The sequence below is a fragment of the Neisseria sp. 27098_8_139 genome, assembly GCF_041433195.1.
GTDB classification, from domain to species: Bacteria; Pseudomonadota; Gammaproteobacteria; order Burkholderiales; family Neisseriaceae; genus Neisseria; species Neisseria subflava.
Window position 1 is genome coordinate 14,362 of sequence record NZ_JAPWBA010000011.1, and the last position, 19,146, is coordinate 33,507.

At 52.0% G+C, this 19,146-nt stretch carries 15 protein-coding genes; 11 read left to right on the plus strand and 4 right to left on the minus strand.

The window, feature by feature from the left end:
• Positions 1-32: 32 nt before the first annotated feature.
• A complete protein-coding gene (locus tag O3660_RS09275; protein WP_049352478.1) occupies positions 33-1,127 on the minus strand; it encodes an ABC transporter substrate-binding protein in 1,095 nt (364 codons plus the stop codon).
• Between the two features lie 163 nt (positions 1,128-1,290).
• Here O3660_RS09275 and gltX point away from each other — a divergent pair, with 163 nt between their 5' ends.
• On the plus strand, positions 1,291-2,685 hold the full coding sequence (gene gltX, locus O3660_RS09280) for a glutamate--tRNA ligase (RefSeq protein ID WP_049352476.1): 1,395 nt from the start codon (positions 1,291-1,293) through the stop codon (positions 2,683-2,685).
• An 80-nt stretch (positions 2,686-2,765) separates the two neighbouring features.
• On the opposite strand, the gene O3660_RS09285 is transcribed toward gltX, so the two are convergent.
• Positions 2,766-3,722 carry a DUF2167 domain-containing protein gene (locus tag O3660_RS09285; protein ID WP_049352474.1) on the minus strand — a complete coding sequence of 319 codons (957 nt, stop codon included), beginning with the start codon at positions 3,720-3,722 and terminating at the stop codon, positions 2,766-2,768.
• A 444-nt stretch (positions 3,723-4,166) separates the two neighbouring features.
• On the opposite strand from O3660_RS09285, the gene O3660_RS09290 reads away from it, so the two are divergent.
• The 9 genes from O3660_RS09290 to O3660_RS09330 all read left to right on the plus strand — a co-directional run bounded on the left by O3660_RS09290 (position 4,167) and on the right by O3660_RS09330 (position 11,013).
• Positions 4,167-4,505 carry a hypothetical protein gene (locus tag O3660_RS09290; protein WP_003686752.1) on the plus strand — a complete coding sequence of 113 codons (339 nt, stop codon included), beginning with the start codon at positions 4,167-4,169 and terminating at the stop codon, positions 4,503-4,505.
• 59 nt (positions 4,506-4,564) lie between these two features.
• Entirely contained in the window at positions 4,565-4,900 is a 336-nt protein-coding gene (locus tag O3660_RS09295; RefSeq protein ID WP_049352471.1) for a zinc ribbon domain-containing protein YjdM, read from the plus strand.
• A 217-nt stretch (positions 4,901-5,117) separates the two neighbouring features.
• A complete protein-coding gene (gene recQ, locus O3660_RS09300) occupies positions 5,118-7,427 on the plus strand; it encodes a DNA helicase RecQ (protein WP_371464882.1) in 2,310 nt (769 codons plus the stop codon).
• 223 nt (positions 7,428-7,650) lie between these two features.
• On the plus strand, positions 7,651-8,100 hold the full coding sequence (locus O3660_RS09305; RefSeq protein WP_070631969.1) for a DoxX family protein: 450 nt from the start codon (positions 7,651-7,653) through the stop codon (positions 8,098-8,100).
• A gap of 83 nt (positions 8,101-8,183) precedes the next feature.
• Positions 8,184-8,501 (plus strand): hypothetical protein, encoded by a 318-nt coding sequence (locus tag O3660_RS09310; protein WP_003686668.1) that lies wholly within the window; start codon positions 8,184-8,186, stop codon positions 8,499-8,501.
• Between the two features lie 86 nt (positions 8,502-8,587).
• Positions 8,588-9,430: a DUF692 domain-containing protein gene (locus O3660_RS09315; RefSeq protein ID WP_371464884.1), complete on the plus strand. Its 843-nt coding sequence runs from the start codon at positions 8,588-8,590 to the stop codon at positions 9,428-9,430.
• Positions 9,420-10,106, plus strand: a complete 687-nt coding sequence (locus O3660_RS09320) for a putative DNA-binding domain-containing protein (protein ID WP_049352463.1) — start codon at positions 9,420-9,422, stop codon at positions 10,104-10,106. Before O3660_RS09315 ends, O3660_RS09320 begins: the two co-directional genes overlap by 11 nt.
• Positions 10,107-10,248: 142 nt before the next feature.
• Positions 10,249-10,827 (plus strand): sigma-70 family RNA polymerase sigma factor, encoded by a 579-nt coding sequence (locus O3660_RS09325; RefSeq protein WP_049352460.1) that lies wholly within the window; start codon positions 10,249-10,251, stop codon positions 10,825-10,827.
• A 12-nt stretch (positions 10,828-10,839) separates the two neighbouring features.
• Positions 10,840-11,013, plus strand: coding sequence for a hypothetical protein (locus O3660_RS09330; RefSeq protein WP_049323681.1), 174 nt, complete (start codon positions 10,840-10,842; stop codon positions 11,011-11,013).
• A 239-nt stretch (positions 11,014-11,252) separates the two neighbouring features.
• Here the strand turns inward: O3660_RS09330 and O3660_RS09335 are convergent, their stop codons facing one another.
• On the minus strand, positions 11,253-15,401 hold the full coding sequence (locus O3660_RS09335; protein WP_049352459.1) for a translocation/assembly module TamB domain-containing protein: 4,149 nt from the start codon (positions 15,399-15,401) through the stop codon (positions 11,253-11,255).
• An 80-nt stretch (positions 15,402-15,481) separates the two neighbouring features.
• Positions 15,482-17,323, minus strand: a complete 1,842-nt coding sequence (locus tag O3660_RS09340; RefSeq protein ID WP_049352456.1) for an autotransporter assembly complex family protein — start codon at positions 17,321-17,323, stop codon at positions 15,482-15,484.
• A 447-nt stretch (positions 17,324-17,770) separates the two neighbouring features.
• On the opposite strand from O3660_RS09340, the gene sstT reads away from it, so the two are divergent.
• Entirely contained in the window at positions 17,771-18,994 is a 1,224-nt protein-coding gene (gene sstT / locus O3660_RS09345; RefSeq protein WP_049352455.1) for a serine/threonine transporter SstT, read from the plus strand.
• Positions 18,995-19,146: the final 152 nt, after the last annotated feature.

Here is a 19,146-nt window from a genome sequence, read left to right on the forward strand (position 1 = left end):
CAGACGGCCTGAGCCTATGATTTTTGCAGCCGCTATTTCAATTGGATGTAAAACGTACCGTCCGGCACGACGGGCAGGTATTTGCGGTAGAAGTCCAGATAGGTCTTGTTTGGGTCTATGTCGGCAAACTGCTGCGGATACAGGGTTTTGGCGATAAATTGCGCGCTGGCCAAATCGGCGAGCGAGCGGGAGGCGGTGTGGTAGATGCCGTAAACGCGTTTGTTTTTGACGGCAGGAATGTCTGCCCAGCCTTTGCGTTTGACAAATCCGGCCAGGCGGCGTTGCGCATCGGCCTGGCTGATGCCTATGCCCATCGCCATAATGTCAGGCTTGTCTTTATGGCCGTTTTCCGTCCCCGAAATGACGATGACGTCGGGTTTGGCCGTCAGGAATTTTTCAGGGTTTATCGGTCCCCAGTTTTTAATGTAAGGCGCGGCGATATTGTTGCCGCCTGCTGTGTCGGCAATCGCGCCCCACATATCTTTGCCGAAGGTGTAGCTGTATTCGGACGGGCCTTTATCGCCGAACTCGATATAGATTTTCGGTTTGGACTGCTTGGCGCGTGCGACGCGTTTTTGGATGTCGGCAATGCCTCGGGCGTATTCGGCGGCAATTTTTTGGGCGCGCGCCTGCGTACCGTTGAGTTCGCCGAAAATTTCCGCACTGCGCGTGTGCCGCGCGACGGTTTCGGCGTTGAAATCGACCACGACGACGGGTATGCCTGCCGCTTTAATGCGCGGCAGATGGGTGGCGATGGCCTTATACTGCCAGTCGGCCAGAATCAATACGTCCGGCTTGAGCGCGAGCGTTTTCTCCAGTGAAAACGTGCCGGTGTTGATGTTGCCGATGTCCGCAATGTTTTGCAGCGTAGGCAGCTTCTGTTTGAACATCGCCCAGCTGCCGGGATTGAATTTCTCCCAAAACTCACGCGAAATGCCGATGACGTTTTTAAATTTGTCCGCGCCCGTTACCGCGATATAGTCGGGATAGTAAAACGCCAAAACCGCGCGTTTGACAGGGACATCGACTTTGACTTCGCGTCCCAATACATCTTTGATAGTTTTGATTTCGGCTTGGGCAAAAAGGGGCAGGAGGGCGAGGGCGGCAAATAAAGCGCGTTTGTTCATGAGCGGATCCTTTAAAAGAAATAATTATCATTATATTTGATTTGTTTTCAGGAGAAAAGTCCCAGACGGTCCTTCTGCGCCAACATTATTTTCAGACGGCCTTACATTGTTTAAACCACGCCGAAAAAGTAAAATACCTGTTTTCAAAGACTTTGGAGCCATCATGACCGTCAAAACCCGTTTCGCCCCCAGCCCCACCGGCTACCTGCACATCGGCGGTGTGCGCACCGCCTTGTTTTCATGGGCGTTTGCCCGTCATCACAAAGGCGAATTCCTATTGCGTATCGAAGACACTGACTTGGCGCGTTCCACCGCCGAATCCGTCAACATCATCCTCGACGGCATGAAATGGGTCGGCCTGAACTACGACAACGCCGACAACGTCGTTTACCAAACCCGCCGTTTCGACCGCTACAAAGAGGTCATTGCCGAACTTTTAGAAAAAGGCCATGCCTACTACTGCTATTGCAGCAAAGAAGAGTTGGAAGGCATGCGCGAGAAAGCCGAAAAAGAAGGCACGGCGACTTACGACCGCCGCTGGCGCCCCGAAGCAGGCAAAACCCTGCCCGAAATCCCTGCCGACGTGCAACCTGTCGTCCGCTTCAAAACGCCTTTGGACGGCGTTACCCAGTGGACGGACTTGGTCAAAGGCGAAATCTCCATTCCCAACGAAGCGCTCGACGACCTGATTATCGCCCGCGCCGACGGCACGCCGACTTACAACTTCTGCGTTGTCGTGGACGACTACGACATGGGCGTTACCCACGTTATCCGCGGCGACGACCATGTGAACAACACCCCGAAACAAATCAACATCTTAAAAGCCATCGGCGCAAACCTGCCCGAATACGGCCATCTGCCGATGATTCTTAACGAACAAGGCAAAAAAATCTCCAAACGCAGCGGTGATACCGTTGCTATTACCGATTTCGGCGCAATGGGCATCCTGCCCGAAGCCATGCTCAACTATCTGGCACGCTTGGGTTGGGCGCACGGCGACGACGAATTCTTCACAATGGAACAATTCATCGAATGGTTTGATTTGAAAGACGTCTCCCCATCTCCAAGCCGCATGGACTTGAAGAAACTCTACTGGATCAACGGCGAACACATCAAAATCACGTCCAACGAAAAACTCGCCGAACTCATCAAACCCTGCCTTGCTCTGCGCGATATTTACGACACGGCAAAACCTGCTTTGGAAGACGTGTTGGCACTGGTCAAAGACCGCGCCCAAGACCTGAACACCCTCGCCGACGAGTGCCTCTACTTCTACGTCAAACAAACGCCTGCCGAAGCGGACATGCAGAAACACTGGGACGACGAAGCCGCCACCCGTATGCTGCGCTTTGCCGAACGCCTCGAAGGTTTGGAAGACTGGAACGCCGAAGCCATCCACGACCTCTTCAAACCTTTCTGCGACGAAGAAGGCGTTAAAATGGGCAAACTCGGCATGCCTTTGCGCCTCGCTGTCTGCGGTACAGCAAAAACCCCAAGCGTCGATGCAGTATTGGCTTTAATCGGCAAAGAAGAAGTGTTGAAACGGATTCGTTCGTAAGGCATGAATGATAAAAGGCCGTCTGAAAACTAGGGATACCAAGTTTTCAGACGGCCTTTTTTATTTTGAACAGGATTTATTTATTCTTCTTCGTTCGGTTTGTTTTTATCTTTTTTGCGCCATAGGCCTTTAAACAATGCGCCTACTGCAAGAGCACCAAAAATAATCAGTTTGCCGAATTTAGCCAGTAATGCGCCGGCTAAGGCCAATAATCCCAGTTTTTTTGCAGCGATACCGCCAACCAAGGCAGCCAGTCCGTATTCGGCCACTTTGTCGGTTGCCGCATTGAAATCGCTATAACGCTTGCCCTCGTTGAATTCGATATTGCCCAACAATTCTTGCACAATAGGTTTGTATTGATCTATGCTTTTCAAGTCGGTGATCATAGTTAATTCAATATAGCCTTCGCGTCCAAGCTGGAAAGTATTGTAGTTGATAGCAGGATTGGGGTCGGGTTCGTTTTTATTCAAAACGTCAATCGACCAAATCAGACGATGGGTCTTTGCATCATATTGCGGTTTTTCCACCCAGCCGCGAGTTTCTATTTCCGGTAGGTTGCGGGAGGCTCGCTCTTTGTTTTGTTCCTCGGTGCCTTCTTTCAGCTGCTCGAGCATGGCTTCAACATCCCATTCTTTGGCATCATCGTCTTTGATGTAGCCAGAATCGGTAAAGGTCAGGTCTACTATCCAATTGGTGTCACTGTCCTCGTTTTCCGACTCGGGGAGAATCAGGCCGTAGCGGTTGGGATCTGTGGCGTTGCCTGCTTCCCTCATCATGGCGTTGGCGCGATTTTTTTTCACAAAGACCATTTTTGCAGGCAGTTTCAGTTTGGCCTGATTGCCCAAATCAACGGTTGCCGGGCCTTGGACGATTTGGTCGTCAACGTAGTTTGCGATAGAGTCTGAGGCTTGTTGCGTCTCTTGTTCGGATGCCTCGACGGCAGAAGCGGCATCAGCTTTGGCTGCAGAAGCCGGTAGGGTTTGGATAGATAGTAGGGCTGCCAAAACGGCATAGGCGAGACGGTTGCTTTTCATCATAGGGTTCTCATGGAAGAAGAATTAAAAAAGATGCAGACAGCCGCAACACCATATGCTCCGGCATGACCAAAGGGTAAATTTTACAATAAATAAATCATATTTACATATTTAAATATGACTGTAATTTAAAAAATACAGGAAAGCTTTTTGACGAGAGGCTGAGCGATCGTTGTGAAATTCAAAAAGGCCGTCTGAAATGTTTCAGACGGCCTTTTCTAATAAAACCAGAAAAAAATGGAATAAGGCGGAGAATATGAGAAAATAATAGCGACCTGCCTGCCACAACAGTTGATTGAATTAACTTTTATCGGCAGCCTGAATGTCCGGATTGGATAAAATAAACCATCAAGAACAAAGACCAACAAGCATATTATGTAAATTTGGCGGCTGAAAAATCAGCTCTGCGCTTTACTTTGCAAATCAAACAACTTTAAAGGAAAACCCATGAAAAAAACCTTACTTGCCCTGATGATGTTATCCGCCGCCGCCGCGTATGCCGGTGAGGCGGAAGACCGTTTGTTGTCCGTCCAATCGGTTTACCGTGCCGCTTTGCATGAGCAAAACAGCAACGACAGCAAAATCATTTCCCTGCAAAGCGATTTGGAAAGTGCGCAGCGCCGTTTGCAGGCAGCGCAATCTGATATTGACCGTTTGAAAGGTGAAATTCAAACGGCCTTGGCTCAGAAAGAGCAGCAAAATGCCAAGTTGCAACAGGCCGGCCAGATGTTGGACGCGGCTTGGAATGCCGTTTACGGTGCAGGCGGCAGCAAGGCGAAGCAATAATTTAGACATTGTATTATTTGCGTTTTACGCTTCTTTTATCATATTTATAAGGAAACCTCATGTCCCTATCTCCCTGCCCGAAATGCCACTCCGAATATACTTACGAAGACGGCGCTCAATACGTTTGCCCTGAGTGCGCCCATGAGTGGAACGAGGCCGATGCTGCGGCTGCAAGCGATGATGCCTTGGAAGTCAAAGATGCCAACGGCACGGTCTTGCAAGATGGCGATACGGTTGTCTTGATTAAAGATCTGAAAGTCAAAGGCAGCTCTATGGTCATCAAGCAAGGCACCAAAGTCAAAGGCATCCGCTTGCAAGAGGGCGACCACAATATCGGTTGTAAAATCGATGGCAGCGCGATGAATTTGAAGTCTGAGTTCGTCAAAAAAGCCTAAAGATTTTATTTTTGAAAAGGCCGTCTGAAATCCGAAGATTAGGATTCAGACGGCCTTTATACATTCCATTCAAAATAAAACAAATCTTTATTTAAAATTAAATAAATTTGATAGATTTGAATTTGAGGTCGTCTGAAAAAGCGGCGGAAAAATGTTCCGCACATACGCGGGTGTAAAACCGTTAAAATAACGCTTTCCCCTATTCTACGGAACCATTATGCCTCAGCCGACCGCCAAACAGATTTTGCACGAAGTATTCGGTTATCCCGAATTTCGTGGCAAGCAGGAGGCTATTGTCAATGCTTTGGCCGGCGGCGAGAGTTTGATGGTGCTAATGCCGACGGGCGGGGGCAAGTCTTTGTGTTACCAGATTCCGGCGCTGATGCGCGAAGGCGTGGCGGTTGTCGTATCGCCGCTGATTGCGTTGATGAACGATCAAGTGGCCAGCCTGCATGTGGCCGGAATTGAAGCGGCGGCAGTCAACAGTAGCACATCGGCAGATGAGGCGCGCGAGATTGCCGACAAGCTTGCCCAAGGCCGTCTGAAACTGCTTTATGTCGCTCCGGAACGCTTGGTTACCGACCGCTTTTTGCGTTTTCTCGACCAACAAACCATCAGCCTGTTTGCCATTGATGAGGCGCATTGCGTCAGCCAATGGGGACACGATTTCCGCCCTGAATATCAACAACTCGGCATGCTTGCCGAACGCTATCCGAACATCCCGCGCATCGCCTTGACCGCTACCGCCGATGCGGCTACGCGTGCCGACATCAAGCATTATCTGCACTTGGACAGTGCGCCCGAATTTATCTCCAGCTTTGACCGTCCGAATATTTATTATCAGGTTATCGAAAAAAATAATGGCAAAAAACAATTGCTGGATTTTATTCGCAAGCAGATGCATGGGCAAAGCGGCATTGTGTATTGCTTAAGCCGCAAAAAAGTTGAGGATGTGGCGCAGTTTTTGTGTGAAAACGGCTTGGAGGCGATTCCGTATCATGCCGGTTTGAGCATGGACGTGCGCGAGGAAAACCAACGCCGCTTTACGCATGAAGACAATATTATCGTGGTGGCGACCGTGGCGTTCGGCATGGGCATAGACAAACCCGACGTGCGCTTTGTCGCCCATCTCGATATGCCCCAGAGTGTCGAACATTTCTATCAAGAATCGGGGCGCGCCGGCCGAGACGGGCTGCCTGCCGTGAGCTGGCTGTGTTACGGCTTGAACGATTGGGTGTTGCTGCGCGAACGGATTGCCGAAGGCAACAGCGACGAGGTGCAAAAGCAAATCGAAATGCAAAAACTCGATGCCATGCTTTCCGTCTGCGAAACCGCCGCCTGCCGCCGCGTACTGCTGCTCAAACATTTCGGCGAAGAATCCGAACCCTGCGGTCATTGCGACAACTGCCTGCATCCGCCCGTGCGGTTTGACGGTACGGTGTTGGTGCAAAAATTACTCAGCTGCGTGTACCGCGCCGGACAACGCTTTGCCACCGGTTACATCACCAACCTTTTGCGCGGTAAAAGCGACGATTGGATACAGCGCAACGGCCATGACAAGTTATCCACATTCGGCATCGGCAGCGAACAGACCGACAAGGAATGGCGCAGCGTCATCCGCCAGTGCATCAGCCTGGGCTATCTCACTGTCAATGTCGAGCAGCATCAAGCCCTGCAGCTGACTGAAGCGGCAAAAAAAGTCCTCAAGGGCGAAACCGAAGTCATGCTGCGCCCCCTGCGTCGCGAAAAAACGGCCACTCAAAAGCCGAAAGACGATTGGTTGCGTACCGAGCGCGAAGAGCGTTTGTGGCAGGCATTGCGCCAGTGGCGGCAACAACGCGCCCGAGCAGAGGAAGTGCCGGCCTATGTGGTTTGCGGCGACAAAACCCTGCGCGATATTGTCGAAAAAATGCCCCGAAATTTGGAAGATTTACATCAAATCTACGGCTTGGGCGAGGCGAAAATCAATAAATTCGGTTTGGAGATACTCGACGTTTGCGAAACGGCTGAAGCCGGTACTGTTTCCACAGACAGTGCACAATTTATCCACAGCTTGGGCGAGCGCGAACAGGCCTTAAAACAGGCTTTGGAAACTTGGCGCGAGCAGCAGGCAAGTGCCGATCAAGTGACGCTGGGTACGGTATTTTCCAACGAAAGCATGGACGACTTGCTGACCAATACGCCTGCCGAACCCATCGACCTTTTAGGCGTGTATAAACTCGGCGAAAAACGTATCGAACAATACGGCGAGGGCATTTTAAACATCTGCCGCCCGTTTTCAGACGGCCTGAGCGAAGAGGATAAACGCAAACGCCGATTGATGCGCCGTCTGCTTCAGTGGAACATTGATACTGCACGACATGAAGGCCTCGAAGCTTATCAGATATGCAGTAAAGTCACCTTGCGCGCGATTGCCGCCCGACGGCCGCAAGATTTGGCGGAGCTGGCAGAAATCCACGGCATGAGTGTGGAAAAAACCGATAAATATGGCGCGGAAATTGTCGAATTGTGCAAACAAGCGGATTAATTGATCGCGTTTATTGTCAAAGGCCGTCTGAAGCCCAATCAAGCATGGTGTTTCAGACGGCCTTTTTGAATTTTTAATTTTTATAAAACAATAAATAAGAAAATATTTGTATTGAATGTGTCAGTTTTTTGAGGCCGTCACGTCTAAACAGGCATGAAATATGGGATGGTGCCGATTGATTTTTCGTCCCATCCTATTCAACACACATCAATAAGGAAAATAAATGAACACCTCATCCAACCCCTCTTGGCAGGCTGCTTTCGGCTTGTTGACGCTCAGGCTTTTTGCCGCGTATGAATTTCTTGAGTCTGGCCTGGAAAAATGGAACGGGGAAAACTGGTTTGCAGATATCAACAGTCAATTTCCCTTTCCGTTCAATTTGTTGCCGGATACGGTCAACTGGAATTTGGCCATGTGGGCGGAACTGGTTTTGCCTGCGTTACTCATCGTCGGCTTGGCAACGCGGCTGTCCGCGCTGGGATTGATGGTTGTAACGGCTGTCGCATGGTCTGCGGTACATGCCGGCTTGGGGTACAATGTGTGCGACAACGGTTATAAAATGGCACTGATTTATTTGGTGGTTTTATTTCCTGTCCTATTGCAGGGCGCAGGCGGTCTGTCTTTGGATGCCCTGCTGAAGAAACGCTGTTGTCGCATCAAGCATTTTCTTTAAGGATTCACGGTCGTGGGCCGACTTTAAATGCCCGATATTATCCCTTGATTTATTTAAACCCATATTTTTAAAAGGAAGTTAAAATGAAAAAAAATGTAGCTGCTGCTCTGGCCGGTGCATTGTCCCTGTCTCTGGCTGCCGGTGTTGTTGCCGCTGATAAACCGTTAAGCAGCAAAGCAGGTGTTCAAAAATCTGCTCAAGGCTCTTGCGGTGCGGTTAAAGCCGGTGAAGGTTCATGCGGTGCAAGCGCTGTTTCTAAAGCAAGCGAAGGCAAATGTGGCGAAGGCAAATGCGGTTCAACCGTGGAAAAAACTCACGCTAAAAAAGGCAAAGCATCTAAAGCCAAAGCTGCCAAAGTAGTAGAAGGCAAATGCGGCGAAGGTAAATGCGGTTCTAAATAATCCTGCAACATACCTTTAACAAAGTCGCATTTTATAAACGAAAATGCGACTTTGTCGTTCATACGGCACCATAACAGGACATCACCATGATTCAAAACGCAGGCTTGGGCTACCGCCGCGACTTGGCGGAAGACTTCCTCTCGCTTTCAGACGACAGCCCGATACGCTTTATCGAAGCCGCCCCCGAAAATTGGCTGAAAATGGGCGGCAGGGCGCGCAAACAGTTTGACCGCGTGGCAGAGCGGCTGCCGCTGGCATTGCACGGATTATCCATGTCATTGGGCGGACAAGCCCCGCTGGATACCGACTTGATAGACGGCATCAAAGAAATGATGCGCCGTTATGACTGCACGTTTTTCTCCGATCATTTGAGCTATTGCCACGACGGCGGTCATCTTTACGATTTGTTACCGCTGCCTTTCACCGAAGAAATGGTGCAACATACCGCGCGCCGTATCCGCGAAGTGCAAGACCGGTTGGGCTGCCGCATTGCCGTAGAAAACACTTCCTACTACCTGCATTCCCCGCTTGCCAAAATGAACGAAGTCGAGTTTCTCAACGCCGTTGCCCGCGAAGCCGACTGCGGCATTCATCTCGATGTGAATAATATCTACGTCAACGCCGTTAACCACGGACTGTTGTCGCCCGAAGCCTTTTTGGAAAACGTTGACGCAGAGCGCGTGTGCTACATCCACATCGCCGGACACGATGTCGAAACGCCCGAATTATTGATTGATACCCATGGCGCGGCAGTTTTGCCGACCGTTTGGGACTTGCTCGAACTGGCCTATGCCAAGTTGCCGACGATTCCGCCCACCCTGTTAGAACGCGATTTCAATTTTCCGCCTTTTGCCGAACTCGAAGCCGAAGTCGCCAAAATCGCCGACTATCAAATGCGTGCCGGAAAGGAATACCGCCGTGCAGCCTGAAACCTCCGCCCAATACCAACACCGCTTTGCCCAAGCCATACGCGAAGGCAAAGCCGCAGACGGACTGCCGCAAGAGCGCTTGAACGTCTATATCCGCCTGATACGCAACAATATTCACAGCTTTATCGACCGTTGTTATACCGAAACGCTGCAATACTTTGACAGCGAAGAATGGGGTCGTCTGAAAGAAGGTTTCGTCCGCGACGTGCGCGCCCAAACGCCCTATTTTCAAGAAATCCCCGGCGAGTTCCTCCAATATTGCCAAAGCCTGCCGCTTTCAGACGACCTCTTGGCATTGATGGACTTTGAACACACCCAGCTGCTCGCCGAAACCGCACAAACCGATAGCCAAACAACCCACGCCGATTCAGACGATTTAGCTTACACCCTTTCTCCCGCCGCCTTTGTGCGCCGTTATCAGTATGATGTAACGGACGAATTGCAGGAGGCGGAAACTGCTGTTTTGGTGTGGCGCGATAAGGAAGACGACGTGATGTATCAAACGCTTGACGATTTCGACGCCTTATTGCTGGAAACGCTGGCAGAAACGCCCACTTCCCTAAACGGCCTGCAAACCATGCTGGCAGAGTTCATGCCGTCTGAAAACGTTTGGCAGGACGCATTAAGGCAGAAATGGACGGAATGGCTGGAACAGGGCATTTTGGTTGCGGCATAAACCAAGGCCGTCTGAAACGGGTACAGTCGGTTTTGGCGAAACAAAAAAACTACTGAAATCGTTTATAGATTCAATCGCATGCTCTTTCCGTATCAGCGTAAAATCAGAAGCATATTGATCATTCATTTCATACTGATACATTATGGCCCTACCCGAACTGACCGATGCCGAGCTTGCCAAATCTCGTAAACTGCTGTTGCGCTTTGCCCATATCCAGTTGCCCGACCGCCCCGATTTGGCGGAAGACCTTGTACAGGAAACCATGCTTTCCGCCTACCGTGCGGCCGAGGGTTTCAAAGGCGGCGCCCAAGTGAGCAGCTGGCTGTTTGCAATCTTAAAAAACAAAATCACCGACTGCCTGCGCCAAATCGGGCGGCAACGCCAAGTTTTCGTCACGCGCGACGAAGAAGCCTTAGATGAAGCCTTTGAAGGACATTTTGCCGCCGACGGGCATTGGACGGACGAAGGACAGCCTCAGGGCTGGGACTCGCCCGAAGCCAGTTTGAACAATAAAGAGTTCTACCAAGTTTTACAGACCTGCCTCTACCATCTGCCGGAAAACACCGCCCGCGTGTTTACCATGAAAGAGATTCTCGGCTTTTCAAGCGATGAAATCCGCGAACAATGCGGCATCAGCCATGCCAACTACCACACCATCATGCACCGCGCGCGCGAAACCTTGCGTCAGTGCCTGCAAATCAAATGGTTCTCCCATGCCTGACAGGAAAACGCCATGAAAAAATGCCGCAAAATAACCGATCTGATTTCCAAACAGCAAGACCAAGTGCGTCTCAGTCTTTTTAACCGCATTGCCCTTGCCGTGCACCTGTCTCTTTGCCCCCGTTGCCGCGAATATAAGAAACAGCTCGAATTAATCAGCAACGCCATGCACAAGATGTTTCGATGATTCAAAAAAAGGCCGTCTGAAACCCACCCCTGTCAGTTTCAGACGGCCTTTTTGTATCTGCTTTATTTATCGCTAATCTTGAATAAGACATGTTTTGCCGCTCACTTTATTAGCAGCATTTGTTTGCAAACTTGCGCCGTTGGCCTTTGTCTTTTGAGGCATAGCGGAAGATTTTGATGCGGTAGAACAAGATAAAGGCCGCCTGAAAGATAAATTTCAGACGGCCTTTTTCACGGCTCTTATTGTTGCTCTTCCGGCTCCGGTTTGTCTTTGCCGAACCAGTTGTCAAAGCGGATGGTGTATTTCAACTCGCCGCCGGAGGAGCGCGTGCCGATGCGGGCAACGGCTTGGATGGCGCGGGTCAGTTGGTACACGAGTTTGACGGATTGTTCGGCGCTGGAGATGCCGTATTCGTAACCTACGTAGAGGTTGTTGGTGAGCTGTTTGCCAACGGTCAGGACTTGTTCGGCAGGGTTGAGCTCGCCGGTTTGGGCGTTGCGGCTGCGTTTGCTGGTAAAGCCCAAATCATCGACAAGGCCGATGCGGTCGTTGATTTGGCCGGCAAGCAGCGCGCTGGCGGCCGCAGAGAGCGTGGCGTTGTCGCCGTCGCTGCCGCTGCTGGCACGGTTGAGGATGAGCCAGGAGAGTTTGTCTTTTTCACTCATGGCTTCTTTGGCAACCAAAGTCACGCGCGGATTGTTGAGGCTGCCGAGAACTTCGACGCCTGCACCGACCGGGGAGAGACGGCGTTCGGCACGGATGTTGAGGTTCGGATCGGTCAGCGGGCCGACGAAGGAAACCGCGCCTTTGGTGATTTCGAGGTCTTGGCCGTAGGCTTTGTAGCGGCCTTTGACAACGCGCACGGTACCGACACCTTGGACGGTTTCGCCCGGGCGGGAAGTGAGGGTCAGTTTGCCGCCGATGGTAACGTCTGCGCCGTAGCCGACAAAACGGACATTGTCGTTGATGTTCAAGACAAGGTTCATATTAATCGGCGTGGTGGCCGTTGCTTCTTTTGGAGTTTCGCCCAGTACGACCACGTCGTCATCGAGGGTCGGCATGGAGGATTTTTGCGAACCAAACCTACCGTAGTCGGTGTTGAGCGTGCCGTTGAGCGATACGCCTTTTTCCGGATTGTAGAGGACTTTGGCCGTGCCGGAGAGCTGCAGTCGGCGGTTTGGACGCGAGAGGGTGCGGTATTTGTCGAAGACGATGTCCACGTCAACATCGGGGTTGGCATTGGTAAGATTGACCGCGCCTTTGAGCTCAATCGTGCCGCCACGGTGGAATTTGAGGCTGTCGATCACCCATTTTTGACCCTGCAGGCGTGAACGCAATACGCCGTTGTCGAGAATCAGGCCTTGGGTTTGATGGCGGTAATAGAGGTTGTCGCCGTTAATCAGGCCGCTCAGTTGTGGATCGTTCAGACGGCCTGCCAAGTTGACGGCGGCGTTCAGACGGCCTTTGAGGGTTTGTCCGACGGGCAGGAAGTTGCGGAAGACTTCAAGGTTGGCGACGTTCAGGTTGAGTTTGCCGCTCAGAGGGGCGGTATCGAAGCTGGTGCCCTGACCGATGTTGACGGTACCGTTGGCACGGCCGTAATTGGTTTGGAGGTCGAGGTTGCTGTTGACGGTGGGCGAACCGAGTCGGCCGCCGATGGTGGCGGTCGCGTTCAGACGGCCTGCAATGCCTTGGGCTGTCGCCGGCATAAAGGATTTGAGCGAACCCAAATCGGGAACGCTGATATTGACCTTGCCGCTGACAGGGGCGTTGTTGATGTTGTTGCCGAACTGTTGCGCGATGCCGAGTGTGCCGTCAACTTTGCCGAAGCGGGTGTTGCCTTCCAGCGTGCTGTCGATGCGGCCGTTTTGGAAACGGGTACGCAGGGCGAGTGCGGAAAGTCCCAAAGGCTGTTTGTTTTTCGGGTCTTTGCCCGGCAGGATGATGTCGCCGCTTTGACGGTTGATGTTGAGGAAGCCGCGCGCGTTTTGACTGTACGCCAAATCCCAGTCGCCGCCCAAGACGAGGTTGTGTTCGATGGGCGGAGTGTAGAAGTTGTGCAATTCGGTAATGTGCAGATTTTGTGCGCTGCCTTTACTGGTAATGCCGGCTTTCTTGTCCCAAACGAAATTTTGTAGGTTGAGGTTGCCGCCCATGGCCGCCCAGCGTGCGCTGCTGAGGGAAACGCGTTCGCTGCCGGCTTCGAGGTTGAGGCGGTTTTGCAGTTTGAGGTTGAACGCGCCGTTGATGTCGAGCGTGTCAACCGTGCCTTTCCATTGGGTTTGGTCTTTGTTGAGGCCGCCGGTGGCGTCGAGGTCGAGCTTGTAGCGTTTGTTGTCCACCGCTATGCTGCTGTTGCCGCGGATGTGGTGGCGCGAGCCTGTGCCGCTGATGAGCAGGTTGACGTTGTCGATCATGGCCGTGCCGCCGGAGACGGCGATGTGTTCGCCTTTAATATCGGCACTCAACGGACGGTTAGTGTCGGGCGAACCCTTAAGCTTGAAGTCGAGGGTGCGGATGTTGACGGCATCGGCGACTTTGAAGTTGCGTGCTTCGCCGTTCAAATCGGCTTCAAGGGTTTTGAGGCCGTCTGAAAAACTGCCGGAGATGTAGCCGCGCGCGTTGAGCAGGCCGCCCAAGCCGAAGCCGAAACGCGACAAATCGGGGGCGGTAATGTTGAGGTTGAGGCGGTCGCCTTTTTTGCCGAAGCTGCCGTTGGTTTTGACGATGTTGTTGCCGAGGGTCAGGTCGGTCAGGGCGCGCGCGAGGTGTTTGTTTTCATAGGCGATGTCGGCTTTGCCGCTGAGCGGAACGCCGTTGAGCGTACTCGGTGCAAACTGCATTTTACCGGCGAATTTTTCTTGTGCCAGTATGCCGGTCAAGTTGATGTTGCCGTTGACGCTGCCTTGCGGAAGCTGCGGATCGATGCGTGCAGGGTTGAAGGCTTTACTGACGATGTCCAGTTGCAGTTTGCGGTCTTTGAAGAGTTCGAGCGAACCGTTGGCGTTGAGTTCGCCGCCGTTTTGCGGAACCAGGCGGACTTTGTCGAGCTTGAGCGTGCGCTGGCCGAGCTGTTTGTCGGTTTGGAAAAACAGCATGCCGTCTGTACGTGCAAATCCGCTGTCGAGATTCCAGTTGACGACAGGGGAGGAGGTTTCGCCTTTGATGTCGATACTGCCGTTCAGACGGCCTGCGATGTTTGGACGGACAAAGTCGTCCGCGCCGGTATTGTTGATGCCCAGTGCGAGTTTGAGCTGGTCTTGGGCGGTATCGATAGAGCCGGATACATCGATGCTGCCGTCTTTGAGCAGGTCGACGCCGATGTCTTCAATCATGACCGTGCCTTTGTCGTCGACGATGAATTCGCCGAGGATGCGTTTGACGGGGATATGATTTTCATCGGCAAAACCGGCTTGGTCGTTTTCCAAGTCAATCGAGCCTTCCAACGCGACACCGTTGGTAAACGACGGAATGGTGGTGGCGTCGAAATTCAGGCGCGCTTTGGGCAGGCTGGGCAGGAAGGCCTGCGGATTGATGTTGGAACCTTTAATCAGGATTTCGCCGACGGTTTCATTGAGGCTGTCGGCGAATGGATGAATAGTGGATTTGGCCGACAAATGAACGTTGTCGCTATCGAGCAGCAAGTCGGTGGATACGTCTTGCAGGCTGCCCCACAGGCGCACCGTGCCATGTAGGGTTTCGCCCTCAAGCTGGCCTTTGGTGTAGATGGCGGTATTGAGGACGTAGGGTTTGTTCAAGCCGATCACCACCGCGCCTGTCGAGCTGCTCCATGGCGTATCGGCGGTTTTGATGTGGAGGCGGTGTTCTTTTTTGTCGTAATGATAGGCTGCGTGCAGATGGTCGAGATAGACGGTCTGCTTGTCAAAACGCTTGCCCACGCTGATTTTGCCGGTTTCCAAACGGTCGAGATAGGCGGTAACAGGCAGGTCTATGCTGTCGGGCAGGCCTTTTGATGGCTCTTCTTCTTTGGGCGGCGTGCGTTTGGTCACGATGGCGATGTCGCCGGCCACGACTTCGGTGATGTGCAAGGACGGACGGATCAGTTCGGACGGTTTCCAATCAAAGCGGAAGCTGCTGATTTTGATGTCTGCACCTTCTGTTTCAATCAACCATTTGTCGCCTTCAAAACCTTCAATCAGCGTGCCTTTCAGCGTGTCCGAGGAGATCTTGACGCCGAACCATGACGGGATTTTGTACAAACCGAAACGCAAACCCGATTCCGTACCGACCAGCCAGCCGATTGCGCCGGCGGAAACGGTCAATACGCCCAAGGCAGACAGGACAAAGCCGCGCAACAGGCGTTTTTTGCGCTTTGGCGGGGCGGGCTGTTGTTCAGACGGCGTGGAAGTGTTTGCAGTATCGGTCATGATATTTTTCTGTTTGTCTGTTGTTCAGACGGCCTGAAATGGCTGAGGCCGTCTGAAAGAATGGATGGTGAGTATGTTTTTTAAAACCTTGTGCCCAAGCTGATGTGCCAGCGGATTTTCTTGTCGTGGTGGCCGTAGGCAATGTCGAAGGAGAACGGCGCAACCGGGCTGAACCAGCGCACGCCCAAGCCGGTACCGTGTTTTAAGGTCATGTGTTTGAAGTTGCTCGCCGCATCGCCGACATCGTGGAAGATGGCGCCGGAGAAGCTTTTGGTAACCGGGAATTGATATTCGAGGCTACCGACCACCAAGGCGCGTTGCGGCAGGACGGAGCCGTTGGGGCCTGCCAAGCCGATGCTGTCGAGTTCGTAACCGCGTACGGAAGTTGCGCCGCCGGTGCGGAACATCAGGCTGGACGGTACTTCTTCACCTTCGCGGGCATAAACGTAGCCTGCCTGTCCGCGTACGATGAATGTACCGAGTTTTTTGTTTTCAGGCGTGAAGAAATAGCCTGCCCGTGCTGTGGCGCGTGCCATTTGGGTGGAGGAGAGGAATTTGCCCAAAGTTGCCCCTATTTTGCCGTCGAGGTAGTAGCCGTTTTGAGGATGAAGCTCGGTTTCGATGCTTTGCCGTTTCCATGAGGCGGTCAGCATGGTGGCATGGCTTCTACCCAAATCGTAGTTGGTGTCGGGGACTTTGCGGTCTTCGGTAATGAATTCGAGGCCGAAGCGGGCATCGATATTGTTGCGGTCACGGACATACCAAATACCGCTGGTCAGGGCGCGTTTTTCAAGGTTTTGCGTGGTCGAGCGGTTGTAGGAAACGTTGCTGGTCCAGTAGTTGCCGCGGTTGTTGCGCGGTTGGCTGATACCGGCGGCCAGCGTGGTTTCGTATTTGTCCATGTCCCAAACGATGGAACCGATGTAACCCTTGTTAAAGAGGTTGTAATAGTCGTAGGCGATGCGGCCGCCGATTCCGTATTCGGAGTCGTAGCGGATACCGGTTTCCAGTTTGTGGCGCTTGACTTCGGTCACGTTGATTTTGACGGGAACGCGGTCGCCTTGCAGTTGATCGAAGTCGGCCTGTACGGACGCGCCGGAATAGTGGCCGTTTTGCTCGAGCGCCTGTTGCAGGTCGAGGATTTTGTCCAAGTCGTAAGGCGAACCGGGGTGGAAACGTGCCATGCCGGAAACCACGCTCTCAGGGTAGCGGCGTGTGCCGGTGATTTGGAAATCGCCAAAGTAAATGGGGCGGTTGCTCTCCACGATGACGTTCAAGTCGGCTTTTTGGGTATTGGGATTGATGGTGGCTTGGGTGGTGGTGAGTTTCGCCAACGGATATTTTTTACGTGTGACCGCGCTGAGGACGGAGGTTTTACTCGCACTCCAGCCATCTTGGTCGAAGTTTTCGCCAACGGGCTGTTGCCAGTTTTCCATCGCATTTTGGTAGTACTCGGCCAAGTTGTCGTCATTCAATACGTCGCCGAGGATGGCCACGCTGACGTTGTCGACTTTGGTGCGCGGGCCGGGGGTGACGTTGACGGTGTAGCTCTCGCCGTGGTCTTGAATATTGACGTTACTGTTGAAGTAGCCTTTGGTCCGGAGCATGGTTTTGACGTTGTCGGGTGCCTCTTCGGCGAGGAAGCCGACCTGCTCTTTGTCCAGTTCTTCTTCCTGCTGCTGGGTAATCAGCGGCAGGTATTCTTCAAGCATTTCTTTGACTTCGCTGTCTTGGGTGTCGATTTTGACGGGGAATTTGGGCTTGAGTTTGCCTGTTTGGTCGTCTTTGGGCTGCTTGGGCATTTCGGATTCGGGAACAGCTTCGTAGTCTTCCGCTTTGGGAACGGAAGTATCTACTGCCAACGCGTGTCCGTAGGCGAGCGCCAATGATGCAAATAAAACAGGGTAGGTCAGTTTGGTCATGATGTGTGTTCGACAGCGACAATTCTTCAGTTTGGGGATTTTAACATTATTTCTGCAAGCTTTCAGGCTGGTTATAAACGGAAATTTAGCGCGATAACGTTGCAAAATGCGACTTAAGGGCGGATTTTGGTTTGTTTCTATCTGATTGTAATAGTTATGTTTTGTGTTTTGACTGATAAAGTTGCCTTTGTATTCGGCCTTGATAACGCAGATTTCAGGCCGTCTGAAAGCAAGATACAGAGGGATAAGGCAACGGTATGGGCATACTTTAAAGTAGGGTTTGAGCAGATTTGCTCATATTTTTGGAATAAAGTGCCAACTTTATCATAAATGCTAAACTTTAATGCTGTTTTTGTGAGGTGTGCATGAAAATCTCGCCGACAAATGATTTTTTATTTTAGAATGTAAGACTTTTTTAACATATCTTTAAATTGTGAAGGAACGGATATGGCAAGTGGCAATCCGATTTTGAACGCGCTCAATCGCGTCAGCCTGGTGGTGCAAATCGCCATTGGCTTGGTTTTAGGTATTATTGTGGGTGCAGTTTCGCCGCAAGCCGGTATCAGTGCAGGACTGCTGGGCAGCCTGTTTGTCGGTGCGCTTAAGGCTATCGCGCCGATTTTGGTATTTGTTTTGGTGACTGCCGCCATTGCGCAACACCAAAAAGGCAATCAGGCCTACATCAAACCGATTTTGATTTTGTATATTTTCGGTACGTTTGCTGCGGCTGTGGTGGCAGTCATTGCCAGTATGGCATTCCCGACCACGCTGATTCTGCGTACGGCAGGCGATGTGTCCGTTGCACCGCCTTCCGGCATTGTCGAAGTGCTGAAAACGCTGCTGATGAATTTAGTGGCCAACCCGATTAACGCGCTGGCCAATGCTAACTATATCGGTATTTTGGCTTGGGCTTTGGTATTGGGCGCGGCTTTGCGCCATCACGGTTCGGATACGACCCGCCAAGTAGCGGCTGATTTGGCCGATACCGTTTCGACTGTTGTGAAATGGATTATCCGTTTTGCGCCGCTGGGTATTTTCGGCTTGGTGTCTTCTACCATTGCGGAAACCGGTTTTGAAGCGCTTGCCGGTTATATGCAGCTGTTGGCCGTATTGCTTGGCTGTATGCTGTTTATCGCTTTGGTGGTCAACCCGATTATTGTGTGGTCGCAAATCCGCCGCAACCCTTTCCCGCTGGTGTTTACCTGCCTGCGCGAAAGTGGCGTTTATGCCTTCTTTACCCGTTCTTCCGCCGCCAATATCCCTGTGAACATGGCATTGGCGAAAAAACTGGGTTTGCACGAAGACACTTACTCCATCTCCATTCCATTGGGTGCAACCATCAATATGGCCGGTGCGGCAATCACCATTACCGTTTTGGCAATGGCTGCGGCGCACACGCAAGGCATTACGGTTGACTTCGCCACTGCCCTGCTGCTGAGCTTGGTGGCTACCGTCAGCGCGTGCGGTGCATCCGGTGTGGCCGGTGGCTCGTTACTGCTGATTCCTTTGGCGTGCAGCCTGTTCGGTATCGATAACGATGTGGCCATGCAGGTGGTTGCCGTCGGCTTCATCATCGGCGTGATTCAAGACTCTGCAGAAACTGCGTTAAACTCTTCCACCGACGTTTTGTTTACTGCTGCTGCGGATTTGGGCCGTCAACGTAAAGAGTAATTTTTAAGGGCAACCTAAATCCAGCAAAGGCCGTCTGAAAAGTTTCAGACGGCCTTTGTTTTATGTAAAGCAAAGGGATTTTTAGATGGTCAAGCCGATAGATTGGTTTGATCGGACTGACGGTATCCGCTGTCATCAGTTGGATTTTTCCC

Bases quoted from the DNA above. Each gene is read 5' to 3' on its own strand.
- O3660_RS09275 (WP_049352478.1), bottom strand. From the start codon at position 1,127: ATGAACAAACGCGCTTTATTTGCCGCCCTCGCCCTCCTGCCCCTTTTT.
- gltX (WP_049352476.1), top strand. From the start codon at position 1,291: ATGACCGTCAAAACCCGTTTCGCCCCCAGCCCCACCGGCTACCTGCAC.
- O3660_RS09285 (WP_049352474.1), bottom strand. From the start codon at position 3,722: ATGATGAAAAGCAACCGTCTCGCCTATGCCGTTTTGGCAGCCCTACTA.
- O3660_RS09290 (WP_003686752.1), top strand. From the start codon at position 4,167: ATGAAAAAAACCTTACTTGCCCTGATGATGTTATCCGCCGCCGCCGCG.
- O3660_RS09295 (WP_049352471.1), top strand. From the start codon at position 4,565: ATGTCCCTATCTCCCTGCCCGAAATGCCACTCCGAATATACTTACGAA.
- recQ (WP_371464882.1), top strand. From the start codon at position 5,118: ATGCCTCAGCCGACCGCCAAACAGATTTTGCACGAAGTATTCGGTTAT.
- O3660_RS09305 (WP_070631969.1), top strand. From the start codon at position 7,651: ATGAACACCTCATCCAACCCCTCTTGGCAGGCTGCTTTCGGCTTGTTG.
- O3660_RS09310 (WP_003686668.1), top strand. From the start codon at position 8,184: ATGAAAAAAAATGTAGCTGCTGCTCTGGCCGGTGCATTGTCCCTGTCT.
- O3660_RS09315 (WP_371464884.1), top strand. From the start codon at position 8,588: ATGATTCAAAACGCAGGCTTGGGCTACCGCCGCGACTTGGCGGAAGAC.
- O3660_RS09325 (WP_049352460.1), top strand. From the start codon at position 10,249: ATGGCCCTACCCGAACTGACCGATGCCGAGCTTGCCAAATCTCGTAAA.
- O3660_RS09330 (WP_049323681.1), top strand. From the start codon at position 10,840: ATGAAAAAATGCCGCAAAATAACCGATCTGATTTCCAAACAGCAAGAC.
- O3660_RS09335 (WP_049352459.1), bottom strand. From the start codon at position 15,401: ATGACCGATACTGCAAACACTTCCACGCCGTCTGAACAACAGCCCGCC.
- O3660_RS09340 (WP_049352456.1), bottom strand. From the start codon at position 17,323: ATGACCAAACTGACCTACCCTGTTTTATTTGCATCATTGGCGCTCGCC.
- sstT (WP_049352455.1), top strand. From the start codon at position 17,771: ATGGCAAGTGGCAATCCGATTTTGAACGCGCTCAATCGCGTCAGCCTG.